General features: G+C 35.5%; 18 protein-coding genes and 1 pseudogene. 2 read left to right on the top strand and 17 right to left on the bottom strand.

Going from position 1 to position 21346, the window contains the following annotated elements:
* Nucleotides 1-48: 48 nt before the first annotated feature.
* The 6 genes from G7Y42_RS11685 to G7Y42_RS15030 form a co-directional block, all read right to left on the bottom strand.
* Nucleotides 49-2424, bottom strand: coding sequence for a pLS20_p028 family conjugation system transmembrane protein (locus tag G7Y42_RS11685; RefSeq protein WP_165038238.1), 2376 nt, complete (start codon nt 2422-2424; stop codon nt 49-51).
* Nucleotides 2421-5036, bottom strand: a complete 2616-nt coding sequence (locus G7Y42_RS11680; protein WP_165038236.1) for a VirD4-like conjugal transfer protein, CD1115 family — start codon at nt 5034-5036, stop codon at nt 2421-2423. The genes G7Y42_RS11685 and G7Y42_RS11680 overlap by 4 nt, the downstream gene beginning before the upstream one ends.
* Entirely contained in the window at nt 5036-7099 is a 2064-nt protein-coding gene (locus tag G7Y42_RS11675; RefSeq protein WP_165038234.1) for a hypothetical protein, read from the bottom strand. The genes G7Y42_RS11680 and G7Y42_RS11675 overlap by 1 nt, the downstream gene beginning before the upstream one ends.
* A gap of 70 nt (nt 7100-7169) precedes the next feature.
* Nucleotides 7170-7472: a hypothetical protein gene (locus G7Y42_RS11670; protein ID WP_165038232.1), complete on the bottom strand. Its 303-nt coding sequence runs from the start codon at nt 7470-7472 to the stop codon at nt 7170-7172.
* Between the two features lie 17 nt (nt 7473-7489).
* Nucleotides 7490-7690 carry a DUF5415 family protein gene (locus G7Y42_RS11665; protein ID WP_165038230.1) on the bottom strand — a complete coding sequence of 67 codons (201 nt, stop codon included), beginning with the start codon at nt 7688-7690 and terminating at the stop codon, nt 7490-7492.
* A 55-nt stretch (nt 7691-7745) separates the two neighbouring features.
* Complete coding sequence (locus G7Y42_RS15030) at nt 7746-7946, bottom strand: hypothetical protein (RefSeq protein WP_241161954.1); 201 nt, start codon at nt 7944-7946, stop codon at nt 7746-7748.
* 332 nt (nt 7947-8278) lie between these two features.
* On the opposite strand from G7Y42_RS15030, the gene tnpA reads away from it, so the two are divergent.
* Together tnpA and G7Y42_RS11655 are read left to right on the top strand one after the other, a co-directional pair.
* Nucleotides 8279-8722, top strand: coding sequence for an IS200/IS605 family transposase (tnpA, locus tag G7Y42_RS11660; protein WP_165038227.1), 444 nt, complete (start codon nt 8279-8281; stop codon nt 8720-8722).
* Entirely contained in the window at nt 8706-10778 is a 2073-nt protein-coding gene (locus tag G7Y42_RS11655; RefSeq protein ID WP_165038225.1) for a CAP domain-containing protein, read from the top strand. Before tnpA ends, G7Y42_RS11655 begins: the two co-directional genes overlap by 17 nt.
* 45 nt (nt 10779-10823) lie before the next feature.
* Here the strand turns inward: G7Y42_RS11655 and G7Y42_RS11650 are convergent, their stop codons facing one another.
* From G7Y42_RS11650 to G7Y42_RS11600, 11 genes and pseudogenes are all read right to left on the bottom strand, one after another.
* Nucleotides 10824-11060: a hypothetical protein gene (locus G7Y42_RS11650; protein ID WP_165038223.1), complete on the bottom strand. Its 237-nt coding sequence runs from the start codon at nt 11058-11060 to the stop codon at nt 10824-10826.
* Nucleotides 11061-11133: 73 nt separating this feature from the next.
* Entirely contained in the window at nt 11134-13218 is a 2085-nt protein-coding gene (locus G7Y42_RS11645) for an isopeptide-forming domain-containing fimbrial protein (RefSeq protein ID WP_241161953.1), read from the bottom strand.
* Between the two features lie 20 nt (nt 13219-13238).
* Nucleotides 13239-14153, bottom strand: coding sequence for a hypothetical protein (locus G7Y42_RS11640; RefSeq protein ID WP_165038219.1), 915 nt, complete (start codon nt 14151-14153; stop codon nt 13239-13241).
* A gap of 25 nt (nt 14154-14178) precedes the next feature.
* Nucleotides 14179-14457 carry a hypothetical protein gene (locus tag G7Y42_RS11635; protein WP_165038217.1) on the bottom strand — a complete coding sequence of 93 codons (279 nt, stop codon included), beginning with the start codon at nt 14455-14457 and terminating at the stop codon, nt 14179-14181.
* Complete coding sequence (locus G7Y42_RS11630) at nt 14450-15217, bottom strand: pilin N-terminal domain-containing protein (RefSeq protein WP_165038215.1); 768 nt, start codon at nt 15215-15217, stop codon at nt 14450-14452. The genes G7Y42_RS11635 and G7Y42_RS11630 overlap by 8 nt, the downstream gene beginning before the upstream one ends.
* Before the next feature lie 15 nt (nt 15218-15232).
* Nucleotides 15233-15982 carry a class C sortase gene (locus tag G7Y42_RS11625; RefSeq protein ID WP_165038213.1) on the bottom strand — a complete coding sequence of 250 codons (750 nt, stop codon included), beginning with the start codon at nt 15980-15982 and terminating at the stop codon, nt 15233-15235.
* A gap of 6 nt (nt 15983-15988) precedes the next feature.
* Entirely contained in the window at nt 15989-17965 is a 1977-nt protein-coding gene (locus G7Y42_RS11620) for a SpaA isopeptide-forming pilin-related protein (RefSeq protein WP_165038211.1), read from the bottom strand.
* A gap of 52 nt (nt 17966-18017) precedes the next feature.
* A pseudogene (locus G7Y42_RS11615) lies at nt 18018-18559 on the bottom strand (class A sortase).
* Nucleotides 18560-18636: 77 nt separating this feature from the next.
* A complete protein-coding gene (locus G7Y42_RS11610; protein ID WP_165038209.1) occupies nt 18637-19722 on the bottom strand; it encodes a toll/interleukin-1 receptor domain-containing protein in 1086 nt (361 codons plus the stop codon).
* Nucleotides 19723-19877: 155 nt separating this feature from the next.
* Complete coding sequence (locus G7Y42_RS11605; protein ID WP_165038284.1) at nt 19878-20567, bottom strand: class A sortase; 690 nt, start codon at nt 20565-20567, stop codon at nt 19878-19880.
* Nucleotides 20568-20625: 58 nt separating this feature from the next.
* The gene (locus G7Y42_RS11600; protein ID WP_165038207.1) at nt 20626-20898 is read right to left on the bottom strand and encodes a hypothetical protein; all 273 of its coding nucleotides are present in this window, start codon (nt 20896-20898) and stop codon (nt 20626-20628) included.
* Between the last annotated feature and the right edge of the window lie 448 nt (nt 20899-21346).

Below are 21346 nucleotides of genomic sequence, written 5' to 3'. Positions count from 1 at the left end.
ATTTTTCTCCTTTTCATACATAGAAAAAAGGCCTAACTCGTATGCCTTTTATGGTTTGATATCCTTCAATAGTTGTTCTTTCAATTCATTGTGTCTATTTTTTGTTTCTCTTGTTACATTTATTTTTGTTGGTGCAGTAAATGCCACGTTTGCTGGTTTGTAACCCGTATGAACTTTTTGAATAGGTTGTGGTGCAGCTTCTCCTGAAACGATATTTTGAACGGACGGATTTCCTGCCTCAGTGCTATCAGATAAATTATAAGAAACAGTTGTTAGATTCCCGTTTTCAGGTAATCGACTTGGTTTCATTTGAACATTACCTGCAGTTGATTGGTGAACAAAACTTCGATCATTCTCATTAAATTGATTCAAACGACTATCTTTCGTTGGTAAATTTTGTGTCTTAGGCAAATCAAATTTCGTTGATTTGCCAGATCCAACTTCGATTCCGTTATCATTTGGTAAATCGATCGAATCCTCATCCGTTTGTAATTCTTGATTTCGTTTTGGTAAATCTGAAATTCGTTTTTCGTTTTCAGGCTTAACAGATTTATAGCGATATTGCTCTGGATCTGTTTTAGGTAACAAGCCATCTTTCCCTTCTTCTGAATGTTTTTCTTCTAGTGAATTTCCATTAGAATGCAACGCTTCTTGGTGATCTTTGGCTGAAGGAATCGCTACACCTTCTTTATTTTCTTTTTCGGTTGTTGTATTAGCTTTTACTGCTGCATTGACTTGTCCTTCACCATACGCATCTTTCAATCCTTCTTTGATTTCTGAAGCTTTTTCTTTTTGTTTCTCTAGTGCTTCGGATGGATTTTTCACAGTTTCAGCCAATTCTTTGGCTCTCGTGCCATCTAATTTCTCTTCTAAGGTGTCTTTTGCTTTTTCTGTAAGATCTTCTGCCGTCCCCTTTAATCCACGTTCATTGACGTAACCAAGACCTTCTGCGGCTTTAGAAACACCATTTTTCGCTTTCCCAAACATTTCGGAAACTGTCTTCTTGCTGTTTGGCACAGTTGTAGCTTTATCGTCTGATTGTCCTTCTCCATTATCAGGAATCATCTCTTTTCGTTTGCCAAATCCATTTTTATGAATATCATTTAATTTGCTTAAACCATTCTTACTAGTACTTGCAAAGTTTTTTGCTCCACTACCTACATTTTTCGCAATGTTCCCAAAAGCAAACGCGCTAAGAAGAGAATTTTTGCCATTTTTCAGACTGGTATCAACGCCAAAAATTTTCGTAACAGATTGGGACCCTTTAAATAGCGCAATAGTTAGTACAATTAAAGCGACAACATATAAGAATCCATTGATTTTTCCTGCTGCATGTAAATCACCGATACCCGAAAGCATTAATGTATAGATTCGTAATTCTAAAATCGTAAACGCCAATAATAAGAAAGATTGAGAAATATCTTCTATCGCACTTTTCATTCGTTGCCCTGTCTCAAAGTCCGTTGACGCAGCAACCACTAAATAGAATTTTTTAAATACTAATTCAATAATACAAGTAACGATCGTAAAAAGGATAAATAAATAGGCCATCGTCAAAGAAGATTCACCAGCTAAAATAATTCCTGGTTTACTAATATATCGACGATAACCTGAAGTATAGGCAAACTTTGCTAACCCTTCATCACTAATTTTAACAGGAATTTCTTTTCCATTATCATCCAGTTCCAATCGGTATTGTAACGCGTTTAATCGATCCTTTTGTAAGTTTGATAACCCACTTTTATCATTATCCGCCATTGCAGCGGCTTGATCAGGAGTAATAACCCCATTGATATTCGCAGATTTAAAATTTTTAGCAGTCAAGGCATTTCTTTTGTCTGTTGGTAGAGATTCTACTTTATTTGGATCAGTTGCTAGTAATGTACTGACATCGATCACATTATTTTGAATAATTTGAAAAGCGGGGGAGCCGGTTTTATCTGCTTTATTTGCTGCAGTTACGTCTCCGTAAAAACTTTTACTGATATTTAACCCTTCATCGATTAAAGAACTACCCCCAAAAATCAAAATCATAGCCATAACTAAATTAACCAGGATATTTTTAGGTTTTGGTGGGTGTTTACTCATGAAAAATTTTAAGCCTAAATAGATTAATGTGACGACACAAAAAAGACCCAAAACCTTACTAATCAAACTTTGAAACAATTCATTCACACCAGCGGTGTTCAATAACCCTTTTAAATCAAAGCTTTGATAAATTGTTTTCTCTAGTAAAGTATTGAGTTTATACAATCCTTTGATCAAACCCCATAAAAAAGTATTACAGATCCAACCAAAGACATCTTGATATTGTAGATAATTTCCATAATCTTGTAATATTTTCGCAACCCCTTTGGCATCACCTTCTCCAAATAACTCTGACCACCAATTTCCTATATCTGAAAAAATACCTCCGATGATCATTCTTTCACCACCTTTTCTGCTTCCCACAACAAGCGTTTCCCAATCATTTCTGAAATCTCTTGATTCTTGACCAACTTTTCAACATATTCTTGAAAACGATCCGTCTCTTGTTCTTCATAAAATTGAATTAACAATTTTTTGGACGTCTCATTCTCAAGAGACTGAACGATTTTATAAAACATATTTTCTTCGTTTTTTTCTTCCAATTGTTCATGCAGTCCATGATAGAGATCTCTAGCATATTCATCTGATAAGAAATAATCATAATCAATCTGCAATTCATTCAAATCTAGATCTGCATGAGTACAATAAATATCGATATCATGAATGGTTCGCCCTAAGGTATCGAAATCTTCAAGATACTGATAAGCATAAGGACTATTTGTTTTTTCAGAATTAAAAATAGGATAGGGTCTTATTTTGTTCCCTTTCAAATCTTTTCTCTTTAATGGGGCGAGTACAATCGTTTCCCCTTCTAAGAAGGTTGAAATACGTTCAGGTGTTAAAATACGATCAGAATCAACATTGCGATTGATATGAGTATTCATACCTAACGCATTGATCGTACTATTTTCCTGTTCAACAGTTTTATTTCCAACCTTCTTAGAAAATTCTTCAATGGTATTATCGTCTGTCGACATAATATAGAGATGTGTCTGACAGTTTTCCTTGATAATCGCTGCATTTTGTTCCCCATATTTTGCAGTTAACTGTTGATAAGATTGAATAAACAGATCCCACAACATGTTTCGCCCAGCTGTAACCGTCATGATTCCTTCCATGTTGTCCATTGCAGGCATATTTCCGAATTCATCTAAAATGAAATGAATTCTACGGTGACATTTATCCCCTTTGGTCTTAACACATTGTGTAGATAATTCTTTATACAACTGACTAAGAAAAATACTCACAATGATATGGTTCGATGGATCATAATCAGGCGTTAACATAAAAATAGCCATTGGTTTATCGGTATAATGCATCCGAATAGCTTCTACTAGTAAGTTACTTTTCCTTTCATCCAGTGTGAGAACCGCTTCTTTTTCCCATTCTGGCAAATGCGTTTCTCCCCGTTTTTTTCGATAGACGATTTTGCCCGTTTCATCTTTCAATACTTTTTGAGAGAACTCATACCAGGCCACATATTCTTTTCCTTGGTGATCATATTTTAAACAAACATGATCCCCTTGCTCTAAATGACAATCAAAATTGATTTCACAAAATCCTTTATAACCTACCTTGACACGTTCTTCATGGAATTTCGTCCCCTTATGATAAAATTCTATGCTAATTCGTTGATTTAATAGACTTTCATGCAATTTGAGATCCAAATATTTTGGAAAGCCGACTGACTTATAGTCGATAGTTGATTGTGAAGTCATTTTCGCAATTTTTGTTAGGGTAAATGGATTCAATCCTGTGATAGCTGTCGATAAAATATTCCCCTTCGCTTTATCAGAGCCAATTTTCGTCGCTCCATATTGTTTTTTTGCTAAATTTCCAGGTGGCAACTGGTTCATAAATTCATCTAAGGCATTTAACTGTTTGAATTCATTGTCTGGATCTGGATAATAATTAAAACCGCCAATCTCAGAAAGAAGCTCAACGAGATTATTGGGGGTTAATTTGGAATAATCCCCTGTCTGATCTGCTTGTTCTAACAACGCAAAAATAAGCGCATTGACAGCTTTCTGCGCGTTTTCATTAAAGTATTTGTTGTCTGAAGCATTGGCGTCATAGTAAATCGTATTGGTAAATGTATTGGCTAGCTGCGTTGCGGTATCTACGTCACCTCGTTGCCAATATTTCACAATTAGAGCCAACGGATTATCACTCATTGACTGTAACGGTTCTGTCAGATTATAAGCATAAACATCATAGCCTCTTGCTTCCAATTCATCTTTGCTGGCTACATACAACTCATTTTTAGGATCATTGACAACCATTGAACTTTGTCTTTCTGCACGAGACAAATTATCAATAGTCGCTAAAACTTCAATCTGTCCTTTACCTGATCGAGAAGTACCAACAATACAAGTGTTAACAGTATCTGTTTGGATATACCAGTACTTTTTATAGTGAGTGATAGGAATACCACCATATCCAGGAAAAGAACCTTTCGTATTTGGTATCTGAGGATAGATCTGTTGGATTTCTTTTAGTGTCATTAACCGATTATCCCCTTTTTGTCCATCTGCTAACGGGCGAAACCACATATCCATTTTCAATCCCATAAGTACAGCTGGAACAACACAAATGGTGGAAACAACTAATCGTGTTCCTAAACTTGTTGTTGGGGTCAAAGGATTCCAAAAACCAGCTGAATCAAAATGAAAGAGCTGCGGCATTTCCTGTAACTGAAAAAGATTCGTGCCTTGTAGGCTTCCTTGAATGGTTTCAAATCGACTGAAAGCTTCAGGTATTCTTGTCACTAAATAATCTAAAGGAAGATAGATTAAACCACTATACATTAGTTTTTGTTTGACTCGCTTATCATGCTTACCTGGTAATCTTTCACCTGCTGGTGCATAGCGATAAAAATGTGAGAAATATTTCTTTTTTCCTAAATGAAAATGTTTGTCTTTTCGTTTCGTTGTTTCTCGAACGCGCATTATTTCACCTCATTTGGTTTTGAACTTTCGGAGGAATTTGATTGTGCCGTTGAATCGCTTGATCCTTCTTTCTTTTTACTAGAATCACGCTCTTTACTGCTTTCCTCACTTGAATCGATTATTGACTGATTGGTACGATTCAATAATTCTTCCAATTGTTGTTCATACTTTTTTCTTGCTTGTTCCTGAGCTTCTTCCTTTATTGACGCCGTTGTGGCTACAGAATCAGCCTGTGAAGATTGAGTGATATGATTAAAAGCAAATACGGTTCCTCCACCTAGAAGCAAGCTTAAACTTGCAATACATCCCACCATCCATCCGTTAAAGGAACGCTGTGGTGAAGAAGTTGAATTTGTTTGGTTGTTCACTGGCGTTTGAACAGTAGCTACTAAAGGCGTAGGTTGAGGTTGTGATAGATAATTTAACTGTGCTTGTCGCAATGTATCCATTTGTTCTTGACGTTCCTTACGAGCAGCTGCTTCTTTTTCCTTTTCTTGCTCTAACCGTTGTTTTTCTATTGCCATTTTTTGTTCAGCAAGATCCTGTTCACGTTTCTTTAATTCGAATTGTTTACGCTCTTTTTCTTTTTGCCGTTGTTTTTCTTCTTGTTCTTTCAATTTTTGTTGGTAAATTTCATACTCTTTTTTCCATTTTGGAATTTGTGTTTGTAATTCTTGCTGGATCTGTTCATGTTTTTCCGTAAGAACTTCTGTCGTTGTTTGATAGAGTTGATTCAATTGCTCATTTAATTCTTTGCTAATCTTTAACTTATCTGTACGCAAGCCTCGGTAAAATTCTTCTTTTCGTTCTCTTGTACGTTCTTTTAATAAGTTTTCTTTTTCTTTCGATAACGCTTCTTGATTCGTCTGAGTAAAGTGATTAATCTTTTCGACACACAAGGCATACGCATGATCGCGTTTCTTTTCGTAGCGGTCTTTAATTTTTTGTACTTCTTCTTCAATCACTCGCTCTTCTTCTCTAGTTAATTCCTCTTTGGCTTTCTCCCAATTCGACGACTGTTCCGTCGCATACTCATTAATTTCTTGATCTGTTTCCTGTTGGCGTTCTTCAAAGGTGGCTAATAAATCTTCTTGTGCAAGCTCATGCCAATTTATTGATTGGACAGACTCTAACTGTTCTAAAAGCGTGCCTTTTCCCTGTGAGATCAATTCTTCTTTACTCTCTAGAAAAGCTTGATAGGTTTGAGGTAATTGATACTTCGAATAAAGCTCATTTAAAAACAATTTATTTTTTTCTTTCATCCACTCATGTTCTGGTGGATATTGATCCAAAATATAATCAAACACTGTTGCCTTTTGTATCTCTATTTCATTTTTCTCTACTTCTTCACTAATAAGTGGCTCGATATACTCCTGAGAATCCCCTTCAGTCCATGTTGGCTCTTCAATAGCTTCAACTGGATCAATTTCTACTTTGGCCGTCTCTTCATCCTGCATTGTTTCTTCAAAAGGATCGCCATCCAATTGATTCCTCACTTCGTTCTCTTCCTCAAATATCAATTTCTGAGTCGGAATGTCAACCTCTTCGCTATCATTTACTAGCCCTTTTTCTTTTGGTTCATCTTTTGGAAAGATTGGCCGTTCCCATGGTGCTTCTTCATTTCCCTCGCTTTTACTTACTTGACTATCTTTCAGTTGGTCTCTCTCTAACTCTTCTTCTAAAACTTGTAAAAGTTTTTCGTTTCGATAAGACTCTTCTACACTCATGGTTTCATCCGTTTCTTTAAACACATCAAGACGGATTAAATCCATCAATGTAGGATAGAAACCTTCTGAGATTTGATAATCCATTGGGCCAAAAATGTATTCTGTACCAGCTTTCTCTATTTTTCCTTCTGTATCATGTAACGTGAGGCTCAAATTAACAGAAGACTGATTTTCTTGTTCCAGTACTTTTCCTAACACATGTAACTGTTCTTCTGTTTCAATGACAGAATATTTAATAGTTTTCGGTAAAAAAGAAGGACGCTTTCCTAGTTCCTTCATTGCTTTTTTCATTAACTCTTTCTCTCTTTTTGTATTCCCCACAATCGTAAAATACATTCATATTCGCACCTTTCATAAAAAAGGAGTAAAAAGTATGTAAGTACTTTTTACTCCTTCATTTTATTTTTTATAATCCTTGTGGCGTTTGTCCAAACATTGAGAACATTGAAAATACAATAGAACCAGCTGCTAAAATAACTCCTACCCCCAACAATACATAACCGACATGGGTTTTCCCGTTTTCAGCTCCTTTTCGGCCAAAGAAGAAGAAAATCCCCCCAAGAACAATAGAGGCAACAGCCGCAACAGCGGCAAAAATCATTAGATTGTTTTTTAAACTAGTGGCTGCACTTTGTAAGGCTCGAAAAATATCAACCGCCGCTACTACTTTCGGTTGAGTTAAAAATTTCATTGTGATTGATTCAAACATAAGATTGTTCGCTCCTTTTAATGTTTAATAATTTCATCGAATACAAGTTTTTCACGTTCACGTTGATAGATATATCCTTCTAAGTCCTTGTCTTTTCCCCGCAACAGATCAAATTGTGCTTTTTCAAGAACTTCTTGTTTCCATTGTGTATCAGAAATACCACGACGTTCTAAAATTTTAGATGCGGCCTTTTCAAATGGCGTTTTGGCTTTTGCCATGATGATTCCTCCTTGAACAAAAAAAGATCGATGATAATTCATCGATCCTTACTTTTTATTTGAATAGATTGATAAAAAATAATCCTACTATGAATTTCACCACTGAAACAACTAGAGAGAGTAGTAAACGCCAAAAAATGAAACATAGTGCCAAAATAACTAAAAACAAAAAAATATTTAAGTGAATCGTTCCTACATGTCTCATGAAAAGTTCTCCTACAAAAAGAACTAATAATAAAGGAATAATTTTATTCATAGTACCAATCTACCCCATTCATTTTTTGAGTTTAATATATCAAAAAACAAACATGATTTCGTCCTTATTTTTTCTCCTTCCTAATAATTTTTTGCTCTTTCCATTATGAAACGAAGAATCCGCTTCAAATTGATTTACTATATCCTTGCTCCACTAAAAACAGGGATCTCTAATCTGTATGTTTCCTTTCTTCTCTTCGAATCTTATCATTTGTTATTTTTCCTCCTTAATAACACAATTATTTTTTTTCTTTTTTCTTTTCTCGTTAACATGTTTTTACGGAATTTTACCTGTTTATTTAGCGATAAAATAAACACATGAACGATATATATATGAAAGATAAATTTGTCACTCATTTTATCCAGTTTCATTTTGCTTTTTCAACCAAAGTACGAAGAAAAGTATTTAAAAACGAAGAAGTGAAAAATCGTACAGCCGAATTGATCCGACAAACCTGTAAAAAACATGGTTTCCAGATCCGTTACCTTGAAATTTATCCAGAGCATATTCGTATCACCGTCGTTGTCTCTCCCAACCAAAGCCCACGCTTTATTATGGCAAAGTTAAAAAAAGAGACACAAATTTTACGAAAGGAGTTCAAACAATTTGCTAACATACGGAATTTCTGGACACAAGCATTTCTTGTATCAACAAAACAATCCTTTCCACATAAAGAAGCAGCAGAATTCATTTCCAACCTACCGAAACGCTTCGGTAATGTTGTAGATAAACCCGAAACACACCTAAAGGAGTATGTCAATGAAAAAGTTAAGTAAAATTTGTTTATTTTCATCATTATTAACCGGTTTTTTTATGAGTAGTGTCGCTTTGTCTACTCACGTAGACGCCGATTCCACAGTAGTCATGTATCGATTATATAATCCCAATAACCATGAACACTTTTATACTTCCAGTACCAAAGAACGAGATCACTTAGTTAAAATTCATTGGGGAAACTACGAAGGCCCTGCATGGAAAGCCCCAACTAATACAGGAAAATTAGTCTATCGTCTTTATAATAAAGGCTTGCGAGATCACCACTACACTGCAAGCTGGAACGAAGTCAAATGGTTAACCAAAAACTATGGCTGGACGTATGAAGGGCCTGCGTGGCGTTCTGCCAATAAAAACAATCATCCTGTCTATCGCCTTTTCCTAAAAGGTGTCACTAGCGGTTCTCACCACTACACTAGTAGTTGGAAAGAAGTACAATGGCTCACCAAAAACTACGGCTGGAAATACGAAGGTGTTGGGTGGTACGGAGCAGATGACGCTTCTACTCCTAAGGTAAACAAATCCGCTTTACAAGCGTTATACACCAGTGTCAGTCGCACGAAAAACAATAACTATACCAATGCTAGTTGGAAAAATTTCCAAAATGCACTTACAAATGCAAAACATGTGTTAGATAATTCAAAAGCTAATCAAAAACAAGTAGACACAGCAAAAAATCAGTTAGATTCAGCGTACAAAAACCTAAGGAAAAATCCAGCTCCAACAGTAAATAAAAACGCCTTGCAATCCCTTTACAATCAAGTCAAAGGAATCGCAAAAGGCGATTACACGGACGCTACTTGGACACCTTTCCAAACAGCTTTGAATCATGCGAAAACTGTCCTCGACAATACAAAAGCGACACAAAGCCAAGTCAATGACGCGAAAAATAAATTAGAAACAGCGTATAAAGGATTAACTCATAAACCTAAACCAGTGAATTATACCGTTACAGTGAACCACGTAGACGCACAAACGGGGCAAACGATCGCGACAGAGCAAGCAACGGTCAAAGCAGGTACTACTTATACTGCCCAAGCAAAAGCGTTTAAATACGACGATAATGATACTACCAATAATTTCAGTTACGAAATAACTGGAGCAACTACTCAAAGTAAAAAAATAGATACCAATACAACTATTACTTTTTCATACGATGAAGTTCATCAAGTCTTTATTCGCTGTACAGATAATTACACAAGTGATTATCTGATTAATAATCAACATAATCGAAATGTAGAAAATGTTCGGCATGGACAAAGTATCACAATCCAAGCTCCAGTATTTAATGGATATATTTTAGATCCAAGAGATACGCCAAACGCTACAGTCACATTAGATAATGTCACTTCAAATCAAGACGTTGGCTTTGGATATACACATCAATACACTGTCACTGTGAATCACGTAGACATAGATACGAACGCTGTGCTTTCAACAGAAGCCAAAAATGTTTACGAAGGTGAAAACTTCTCTACACCTTGGAAAAACATGTCCGACCAAAATTATTTTTTGTGTAGTAACGATGATCCAACTGTTTCTGATAATACAACTGACGGTTCTCGTTCTATTAGTGATATCCAGCAAAACAAAACCATTACGTTCAAATATAAACACATCACTTTGGAAGAACTAAACAATCAAGTGCGACAAAAAGAATTGGAATGGTTAAACAATTATCGCCAACAAAACGGCGTTGGACAAATGCAATTCAACGATATCGTCCAAAAAGCCGCAGATATCCGCGCACAGGAGATTCAAACAAACTTTAGTCATTATCGTCCAGAGGGGGGCACTTTCCAAGACCTTCTTGACAGTTTGGGCTGTTATGGCGGAACTGGGGAAAATATTACTGCATATTATTACTACGTCGATACTTTATTGAATAATAGTTCCTCTGTTGCCATGTTAGGTTGGAAAGATAGCCCCGGACACAACGCCAATCTATTATATGAAAAACAAACTTTAGCAGGTATCAGCCATGCTTTCACTCCATATACTAATGGTATGTTAGATACAACCAGTGTTTTCATTGGCGCAGAAAATATTTTTAAATAGTTTCAATTAATCACAACTTGGAGGAACATTAGGAAGGCATTTATTTCAATGAACACGTAATATACTTTCTGCCAAACTGAACAAACTAAATAAAATACACCATAAAGTGAAACTACCCATTAATCCTGTTAACAATAATTTTTTCTCATCACTAGACGATTTCGGAGTTACTTTTTCTAAAATCTTCTTCTGCACTCTATAATATTGTTCAGGCAAAAAAAATGACAAGCTCGGAACGCTTATCGGTAACACAACTGCTAAAATTTTCATGGTCATAACCATAATTATCTCTTCCTTTCACTAACAAGATAAAAAGGTCACTATCAAGAAGAAGGTGACCTTTTTATTTGTTGTTTTATTTCCATTTCACGGCTTTATATAAAGAGAAACTTGCGCCCAAAAATAAAATCATACACACCATACAACAAGTTAACACTCTTAATGAACCTGTTCTAGCAATTCTTGGAATTGGCAAATTTGGTTTTACACCAAATACTATTTGATTCGTTTGTGTTCCGATTCCATTAATATTTGTCTTTGCTTGATTAATTAACCCTACTTCTTTCTTTTTTGGTGTAACTGCTTTGAAAATCAACTTCACTATTCTCCCATCTAAAGTATTCGTATGGAGAAACTCCTTAGAAGCAGTCCATTTCAAAAGCCGATTATTATTATCATAGTTAAGAACACCTTGTTCAGTAATGTCCTTTCCCGTATTCTCATCAATGACTTTAGCTGAACCATCTTTATAGATCAATCTTTGTTCTAGCGGATCTTCTATGCTAAAACTCTCATAATACTGATCATTACTATTTACCCCTTGTTTATGCCATGGTTGAATAATTGTAAAATCCACTTCACTCCCTGCATTTAAATAATCGTTATCCTTCTCATTCGCTCCTCGTCCATTGATATCCACACCATTCTGTGTTCCTTGCTTTACTGGAGTTAAAGGAAAATAATTTTCAACAGTATTCGTTTTTTGTGTTCCTCTTCCAGTATCATTGTTAAAGGTGACTGTGGCTGTATTCGGCGCGATTCCACTCGCTTCATTTTTCGCTTTCATATGCAACTCTAGTACGTATTCTTTCCCATAATTCGCGGCATTATTGATAAAACTACTAGAAGCCGCATACACAACTTTATTACCTGATACAGACAACTCAGGAGAATCTACTTTTTTCCAAGTCCCGTTATTTTCTATACACCATAAAGCCCCATCCCATTTCTTTTTGCTGTCTTTTTGCATTATAAAATTCTTGTCATCAAACGTATCTGTAATCGTAAATGATTGATACTTGTTCATGGAATTAACTGTTAACGCATCAAATTTTTGGTGAATATGATAATACACGTCTGAGCCTTGAGGAATGATCTTTTTATCTACGTTGTTTTCTTTTGCTTCCGTTTCTGCCTGATTAAAGACTTCTTTTTTAGGTGTTTGAGGTTGTGGCGTCCACAACAACGCTGAATCAAAGCTGAACATCATGTTATTGGCATTCGCACCGATCATGAATGTCGGTGATTCACCTTGTACAGAAAAAGTCACCCCACTTCGGTGATAAGTGTCTGAACCCACCACGTCCGTAAAATGCCCATTGGAACTGTAACTCTTTTCCGCTCTTCCTCCGACTACCTTTGAACACAACTTGTTCGCTGATTGGGCAGGCGCATTGTATTCGCCACACGCCGTATCTTTCGTCACATAATAAGGGTGCTGCGCCATTTTCTCATAGCCGACAAATTCTTTCATGTCGATATTCCGTTCGCCCACCGACTGGTTATTATCATCGAACCAAGACACGCGCTGTTGGTATTGTCCATTTAAACTGTAGACGGAAAGAAAAGTATCCGCTAAATTGATTCGTTTATTCTTCAACTTAGATTGTATTTCTGTCTGTGGCAAAGCAAGTTTCACTTTCGTCTTTGTGCCTGCATAATTGAACCCCAATTGGACATTCATTGCATGAATGGACTGCATATAAAAACCGCGGTATACGTTTTTTTCCAATAATAAATAGTTATAATACTTCGTTCCATTTACCGTTTGATAAATCGACGGCTCATTGATTCCTGCTTGAGGAACAAATTGAGAGAAGGTCACGTCACAATCGATTTCTTTTCCTAAGTACGTGCCCACTTTCTCATAATGTGCCACAATCTTCGAGGTATTTTTCAGGTCTTTTACTTTTGACCAGCAGATTGCTTTTTGGTGCTTCTTTTGATAAGCATCATACACTTTGTAGCCATTGATTCCTGTGATTTGAATACTTTTTAGTGAATCACTATCGTGGTACAACGCTAAATTATTATTTTCTTTGATTGCGTACGGATCAACTGTTTCCAGCGCACTGACTCCTCTTCCTAAGAAAAAGAATCCGAAAAAAAAGAACGCTAAAATGAGCGTTCTTTGCTTACAAAATCTCTTATTTTCTTTCATCATTATTTTTCCCTTTCTATCTAGCTTATTCTTCCAATCATTCCGCCATCGCTAACTATTACACCTGTTTCTAAAATCGTTTGTTCATTGCTGAAAAAAATCCTGGCATTTAATGATAATCGCAACAAAATAGCTTCATCCGGTTTTACTTTCTTCAAATTATCTGTACCAAAAACTTGAAATACACCATAAGAAACCCAACGGCATAACTCTTCAGTGACGTCTTCTCCTTTCATTCGAACTTTTTTCTCTAGCAGTAACCGCTGAATTAACTGATAAACATCTTTATAACGTTCTCTTTCTATCATCAGTTGAGCAAATCGTTTATTTTCTGTTAACTGACTAAGGAAAATGAAATAATAAACGGTTAAAGTTGCTTCCAAAATAATCGTAAGAAACCCTAAAGGGACCATTACTTGCCTTGATAATTTTTCCCATTGAAAAATAAATTGATCATAAAAATAACTCACCAATACAGCAGTCAAAACATACCACAAAAAAAGATAATTGAAATCCTTCTCAGATAAATAAATCGAAATTTTTTTATCTGGTAGTTTAATCAGGGAAGTTTGTTGGATAACTACTTTTTTTCCTTTCATCCGCCAATATAGTAAAATAGCTAAAAGCAAATAGCTAAGCAAACTCAACAGACAATTTAGACGATCTGAATACACAAGTACTACACCCACAGCTTTTAATAGCGAAGTAAATATTAAAGGGAAAATCAACCACGTATCACTCTTACCACTCATATAAATCCCACCAAGCAAATCCATGGAGGACCATACTAAAATCATAGAAATATATAGCCCGGACTGCATTAAAAATAGATGACCATATTTATTTTTGAGTAATAAATCATACACTTTAATTCCTAAGGAAATCATAAAAATATTCACTCCTAATCGAATGATCAATTCACCATGCACATTCACATTTCTTTCCTCCATTTTACCATAATTATTTGTGCTTTTTTTGTTCTCTTCGAGCAAACCACAAAAACAGCCCCATTCCTAAGAAAAAGACACTTATCCAATAATATGGACACAAACTCATTTTTTTAATCACTGCTAAAGGCATGGTTCCTGGCATCACACCCAACCACTTTTTTAAGAATCCCTGTGTATTCGACACAATCGACAATTGCGAAAGGGTTAAACCGCTAAAAATACTCACCGTAGAAATGAAAGACGTCTGGAATAAAAAAACTTGCAACACTTTTTGAACAATTTTACTCATTCCACCATTCCTTAAAAGACTGAATGATTTTGGACCAAAAACTTTGTTTGATACCAGTCGAAACGACTTTTCTCTTCTCTATTTTAGGCATAGACGTTTGCGATTTTGGATAGATCCAACTATCTTTCATTAGCTCTCCTTCTTCGTTCGAAACCGGCAAAATTAAAAGAGTGGCTTCGCTATTTGAAACATTCTCCGGACTCGATTCATTGACAATATAATAGGCTTGTTTTTGATTAACAGATACCTCTACCGAAAATTCCAGAATCCCATCTTGTTGCGCTACTGTACTGGTTTTCCCTTCTGTTACTTTTTTTAACTGATCAAGCGCTAATTTTTTCACACGTTCTTTTAACAATGTTGTCACTTTATCTAAAGGTTTGTTCTTCCATTTTTCTTCTTGAATCATTTTCTGAAGAAACTCTGTTACATCATATATGACAAACTTCGCACCATTGACCCCTTCTTGTTTTTCAAACTTTTTTCCTTGGTTATCTAATTGTTCAGAAGAAATAATCTTTTGAACGTGAATGGTCTGTTTGACTACTTGATCGTCTTCTGCAGGTTTCGGTGCTTCTAAAGAATCAACTGTTGAAAAATCGACGGTTTCATCGCTATTTTGAATCATACTACTATCTGATGTTTGAATCGTTTGTTCTGTGCTATCCGTGCTTTCTTGACTGTCTGCAAACATCAGCTGTGTGTAAGTGAAAGAAAAAAGAGTCGCTACACAAACAAATAGCCATCTTCTATTTCTCATGTTAGTTCCCCTCCTTTATTTTTTTCTTTTATAAATAACTAGCAAACCAATGATCATGACTGAAAGAAAAATAATACTTCCTAAAAGCCATTTCCAAGACAATTTTTGTTTCTTGTATTCTTCATCTTTTATTTCTGATTTTGTAAAGGCTACTCGTTTTCCATACACCAAAAAACGGTGTGTATTGATTCCTTTTGGTGTACAAGTCATTAATGTTACGCGATCTTCTTTAGGATTCGGTGCTAAATACTTAGTAAAGTTCCGTTGTAATTCTTCTTTTGGGATTTCCTTGATTTGATCGATTTGATAGGCATGTTGCTCCTCATTTACTTTTAGATAGAATCTTTGATCTTTTTTCACAGAAGGCAAATCATCGAAAAGGCTATTTTTGTATAAGCCACTGTGACCAGCTAATAAAGGATTTTTGCCTTTGCCACCAATAATATTACCTGTTCCTTCCGTGATTCCTATGCCGTTTTCTAATACTTTCTCGGACGTCCCCTCATAAATGGGTAACTCTAAAGAAAGAACAGGAAATGTTAGAATCCCTACGGGATTCCCTAATTCCTGCTTAGCTACATCTATTGTCGCTTCATCGCCTTCTGATTCCCATTCCATGATTTCCTGCTTTTGGCGGTATCGCGCTACATTCGCTTCTACACTGGGCAATAAATAGACGCTCATCGCCATGATCACCCACAGTACACTACATAGAAGGAAAAGGCCTCTCATTCCGGCCTTTTCCTTCGGTTCTCTCACGATCATAATCTATTAAGCTTTCTTTTTCAGATAAACAGTGGCACTCATCGCGCCCAGACCTAATAATAAACAAGTAAACAACACAGATAATTGAAATCCTCGGCTTCCAGTCATCGGTATAGTTGCTTTTTGATTATTTTTGATTGTCAGTCGATTCGCTTCTTGATAAGAATCTTTGTCTACCTTGAAAGAAATCTCCTTCATTAATTTTTGATAATTATTTGGCGCTTTTACTTCTTTTAATGAGTAGGTACCTTCACATAATCCAGTTAGTTCAAAATGTCCATCTTTATCTGATTTCAAGCGAATCGCATTAGCCACATTGTCCACCCAACTCGCTTCTTTGACGCCATCTTTATCTGTATCAGTAAGACCACCGTAATACTTACCTGCTGCATTCTTAGCCACAAACTCTGCGCCCTCAAGCGGTGTTGCTTTGATTCCTGTGCCAAATAATCCACTATCGACTTTTAAAAATTTCGCACCATAAGTCACAACAATCGCTTTTGTTTTTTCATGGTGTTCTTCTTGCATAAAAGGATTATTGTTATAAACAAAATCCACATTATTTGATAAAGGAGTCGCAATTTTTGCTGCATCGTTGACAAACATGTCGTATGTTATAGAAAGATCTTGCCCATGAAGAGCAGCTAACGCATTGCTCACTTTTCCATTATTCACAATAAAATCAAGAACAAAACCATCCTTAGAAGAAATCAAACGATAATCTATGCTTTCTTTTAGAACAATGGATTTGTCTTTATTCGTCACTTTAATATGGGCTTTTTCCGCAACATACGAAAGTCCTTGTCCTGCCCTATCGCCCCATTTAAACACACTATAAGGTGAAGTAGCACTTTTCACTCCATTCACAACGATTCCGTCTGTCCCACCTGCAATATCTGTTGGAATATGAACTGTTCCTTGATAATTCACTGCGTCACCAATTTGGAAAGAATGTTCGTGCCCTGAACCATTCGTCACTCTTTTATCGATAGTGGGTGCTTTATAATTCACGTAAGAAGCCGTCAGATTGCTTTTCACTCCTGCATTCGTAATTTCAAAGGTTAACTTGTTATGTGCATCATTGCGCGCGTCAGCTCCTAACAGATACTGATCAGTCGTAGGCTCTTGCCCTGAACCCATCACCGACGTAGAAGGAATTTCGACAAAATAATATTTTCCGACCGTTAAATCGGTTACCATTAAATTCCCTTGCTCATCCGAAACAAGATCACCTAATTTTGTTCCTTTGCCAGGTTCACCTTTATACAATTCGAATTTAGCATCTTTTAAAGGAGATTGTTTACTTTGTGCTGTCCCATCCTCACTAAATTTTGTTAACTCAAAACGTAATTTTTGAACCACATTTTTAGGATACAAATGAATATTTTGTAAGAACCCTTGACCAGTACGATCTGTCATAGGGGCAATTACCACCATAGGCTTCGCTTTTTGTGTAACTAAGCCGTCAGCTGATTGGCTTTCATACAGCACATAGGCATTACTTTTTTCATTGACGTAAGCAGGTTGATTCGAGAAAGTCGTCTCACCGTTCTCATTCACTGCTTGTGTCACTTTATTGGACGCCTTTTTGATATATTCACTGTTCGCACCTTTGGTTTCGACATCATGAACAATTTCGTCAATTTTCGTATTCGTCAATTCGGAATCTGTTTTCGGTAACACTAAATTCGTGATATTAGCTAGTGTAAAAGCCACTTCGCCGTACTTACCTTTATCAAAGTTCGATACACCAGTCGGATATTTGCCATGCGTATATCCATCATTTTTAATTCCATCAATAGCAATGTTTACATTTGTTCCCTGATCGTACATTAATTTATGAACCGTGATATTGACCTTTTCTGGTGACGTTTTTTGCGTGACATCTTCTGCATATGCGCGATCCCCCTGAAAGCAGCCTGCTATGATTCCTAACATTCCAACAAGCATTCCAGCTTTTTTTACATACCGATTTATTGCCATTTTTTACTCTCCTCATTTCATATTTCAACGACTCGCGTTGATTAAAACCTTGTTATTGTAGCTCTCCCTGTACCACGTATCTTTCTTTTCCTTGTGACGTATAAACACAAGTAAACAACGTTAATAAGGATTTCTCTCCTTTCTTTAGCAAAGACAAGAAAGAGTTCTCTTCAGGAATGCCATCGATTAATTTAAAGTACTCAGGTACGATAAATTTACGCGTTACCTTGTAACGATAGACGCCATCGTTACTAACTAAGTCCATCACCTCCCCTAATGACAACTTTTGAATATCAGAAAATAAAACACCTGGCATTTCCATGTTATGACCTGCTAGGACATAGTTTCCTTTGCTCATTTCAGTTGCTTCTTTTTGTATGGACAACATTTACCACACAAACATATCATTATTGACGTTTTTTTCATCGTCCTTATAACTCTTCGCATGTGCATTGATTTGATCTACGGGCATCTTTTTTTCTATATTTTGCTTAGACACCTCTCCTTCATGTTTTTGATTGCTAACATAGCCAAACACCTGCAAAAGACGATTAAAGCAACACCTAAAAAAAATAACCATTTTTCTCCTTTCAAACAAAACAAAAAACACTTTTTCACAACGAAAAAGTGTTTTGTATTATATATATTTTTATTTCATTTTGCGTATGAAACTAAAATCTATAATTATTAGTTTTTTTTATTTTCCTTTCAATTGCCTGTGCAATTTCCTCAATGCAACTTTCAGAATAATCAATATACTTGAAGTCACCTAATCCAAAAACAATATCATTAGGGTTTACTTGATCTAGTTTAACAATAAACCAAGATTTCTTTGAAGATTGTTGATAAATAACCTTCGTAAAAAAGCTCAACAGCTCATGCTTTGCAAACATAGCATTTTTAGTAGATTCACTTAAAAATACAATTGGAATATCTGCTTGTCTAATGCCCTCATCAATTCGCTCCATTAACCTATCTCCAACATCTATTTGTTCTTCATCTATCCAGAAATCCAGACCATAATCTCGCAAATCGCTAATGATTTTTCGAACCACATTTTTATCATTATGCGAATAAGAAACAAATATTTTTTTCTTCGTGATAGTCTTTACGCTATAATTATTTTCTTCTATATTTTTTTTCGAGGGAAATGAAAAAAGTGGAGCCAGAGATAATTTTATTCCTTCTATATCATGACCAGCTCTCAAAATAACGTTATTATATTGTCTATGACTCATCCCAACTGTAAGTTCTTCTATTCCAAAAGAATAATCAACCTCCATTCCAGCACGTTCTGCTACTTGTTTTATTTGTTCAAAATTAGAATTCGTTTCAACAATAATTCCTGCCTCTAAACAATAATAAATATTATTAGCAAAAACTCCACATACCCCATCAACATCGACAAGGTCATTTATTTCTTTAATCACTTCGTAGTATGAATCATATTTTTCGTAAGGAAAGCGATAAGTAATTCTTTTTTTCATATGGATTTCTCCTATTTCTAATAAATTTTCTCGTCGATTCAATTGTACTAATATTGTTTTCGAAAATCTATATTCAAAAAAATTTTCAATTGCTTTCTTTACAAAATAAAACTCTCTATTATCTTGGATAATCCCTAATTCACTTATAGAAATATGAAATCGATGTTTTCTGTAATCGTCACTTGACTTCTTTAATAAAGATTCCAGAAATAATGGATTATAAATTCGAAAAATCCCCTCTATCTCAATCCCTTCTTTCTTCTTTAACATTCATGACAATCAATTGATTCTCGTATTATCATACAATCAAACATATTCCATCCATAAACTCCCTCTTCTCTTAGATATTTATCAAAAAAAAGACCACTTGGATAAACAGCCTTTATTGATTCCTTATTTCATAGACTTTCTCTTCCTTGTTAATATTAGATTAATTCTCCTTGAACAACATATCGTTCTTTCCCTTGCGCCGTATAGATACACGTAAACAGCGTTAATTTGGGTTTCTCACCTGATTCTGGCAAAGCTAAAAAAGATCCTGCTACTGGAAACCCATCTTCTAATGTATAATATTCTGGTACAACAAATTGGTTGGTCACCCGATACTGATAAACATGATCAATTCCTGTTAACTCCATCATGTCCCCTTTTTGTACATCTAACAAATCTGAAAAAAGAACACCTGGTTCTTCCATGTTATGTCCAGCAAGAACATAATTTCCTTTGCCCATTTCCGCATCGTCATAAAAATAAGTGGCAGCCCCCAAACTTAATGTATCGGAATTCGCCCCACAATAGATCGGTAAATCACAGTGGATACTAGGTATTTGAATATGTCCAGTTACTTGTTTTGTGATTCCTTTTTTTATTGCATGTTCTTGAATAGAGATCATATCTGACAGAGCTAAATCATTCGTTACTCCTTGTGCCTGATCTCCATAGTTTTTTACATTTTTATGAATAGATACTTTTTTTGCCATTTTAAGGTTTTGTTTGAATACTTCTGCTTTATGTTTTTGTTCTACCTTCAAACCAAATTCCCCACCTATAAGGACTAGCAGACTCATTCCTAGCAAAAAAAGCACGCAGAAAAAACATCGTTTCTCATTCACCATTTCACTTTTTCCTTTCATCAAAATCTGTGTATCCACCATCAGACTTCATCTATTTCTTCTATGCCATAATCAAATATTGACATAATACTCCAGCTTCCAAACAATAAGTAATCTTCACTCGCTTGAAATGTTTCAATAAACCCAAAAAACAACGTTTTTCTTTTAAAGAAAATCCAGTAGTATATTGCTTGATTGACAGTTTTTTATTTTGACTTTGTGAAATTTTATATAAAATATCTGATTCGTAATATTCAGTTAGTTGATTTACTTTTTTTAAATCTATTGTCTGGCTGGCTCTCTCTATTAATGGATTATATAGACTTTTTTGCATCGATTTCTCCCCCTACAATCAGTTCGGCTCATCACAGCGCACATATTTCAATGCGTGTTTAAAAAGTGTCATGTATGTCCTTGTTCGTTGTTTGTCTAATAACTCAATCAAAATATCATACGTTGAAATAAAAGTTAAAATTCCTTCTATCCGTTTGCTGTCCGTAGTCACAACAATTACTTTTTTATTTAAGAAAAAGTTTAGCCCTGACGGAGTTCGCTGAAGTCTTCGCTCATCCGTTTTAGTGTTCATTGGGCTTTTGCTTTTCATTTTGGGACATTGATTCCTGAGCGTTGTATTTTTATTTGACATAGTTTCTTTCCTTTCAATTTTTAGTCATTTTACTTTATTACACTAGCCTTTTTTCGTTTGCTAGTTTTTCCTTTTACCTGTTTTACAGAAAAAATGTCTGACTTCGCAAGGTTTCTAGCATTCGCAACCTCAAACT

The organism is Enterococcus sp. ZJ1622, from assembly GCF_011038845.1.
GTDB lineage: Bacteria > Bacillota > Bacilli > Lactobacillales > Enterococcaceae > Enterococcus_B.
Note: the sequence above shows the minus strand (reverse complement) of the source record. Positions and strands in the feature narration are given on the sequence as shown.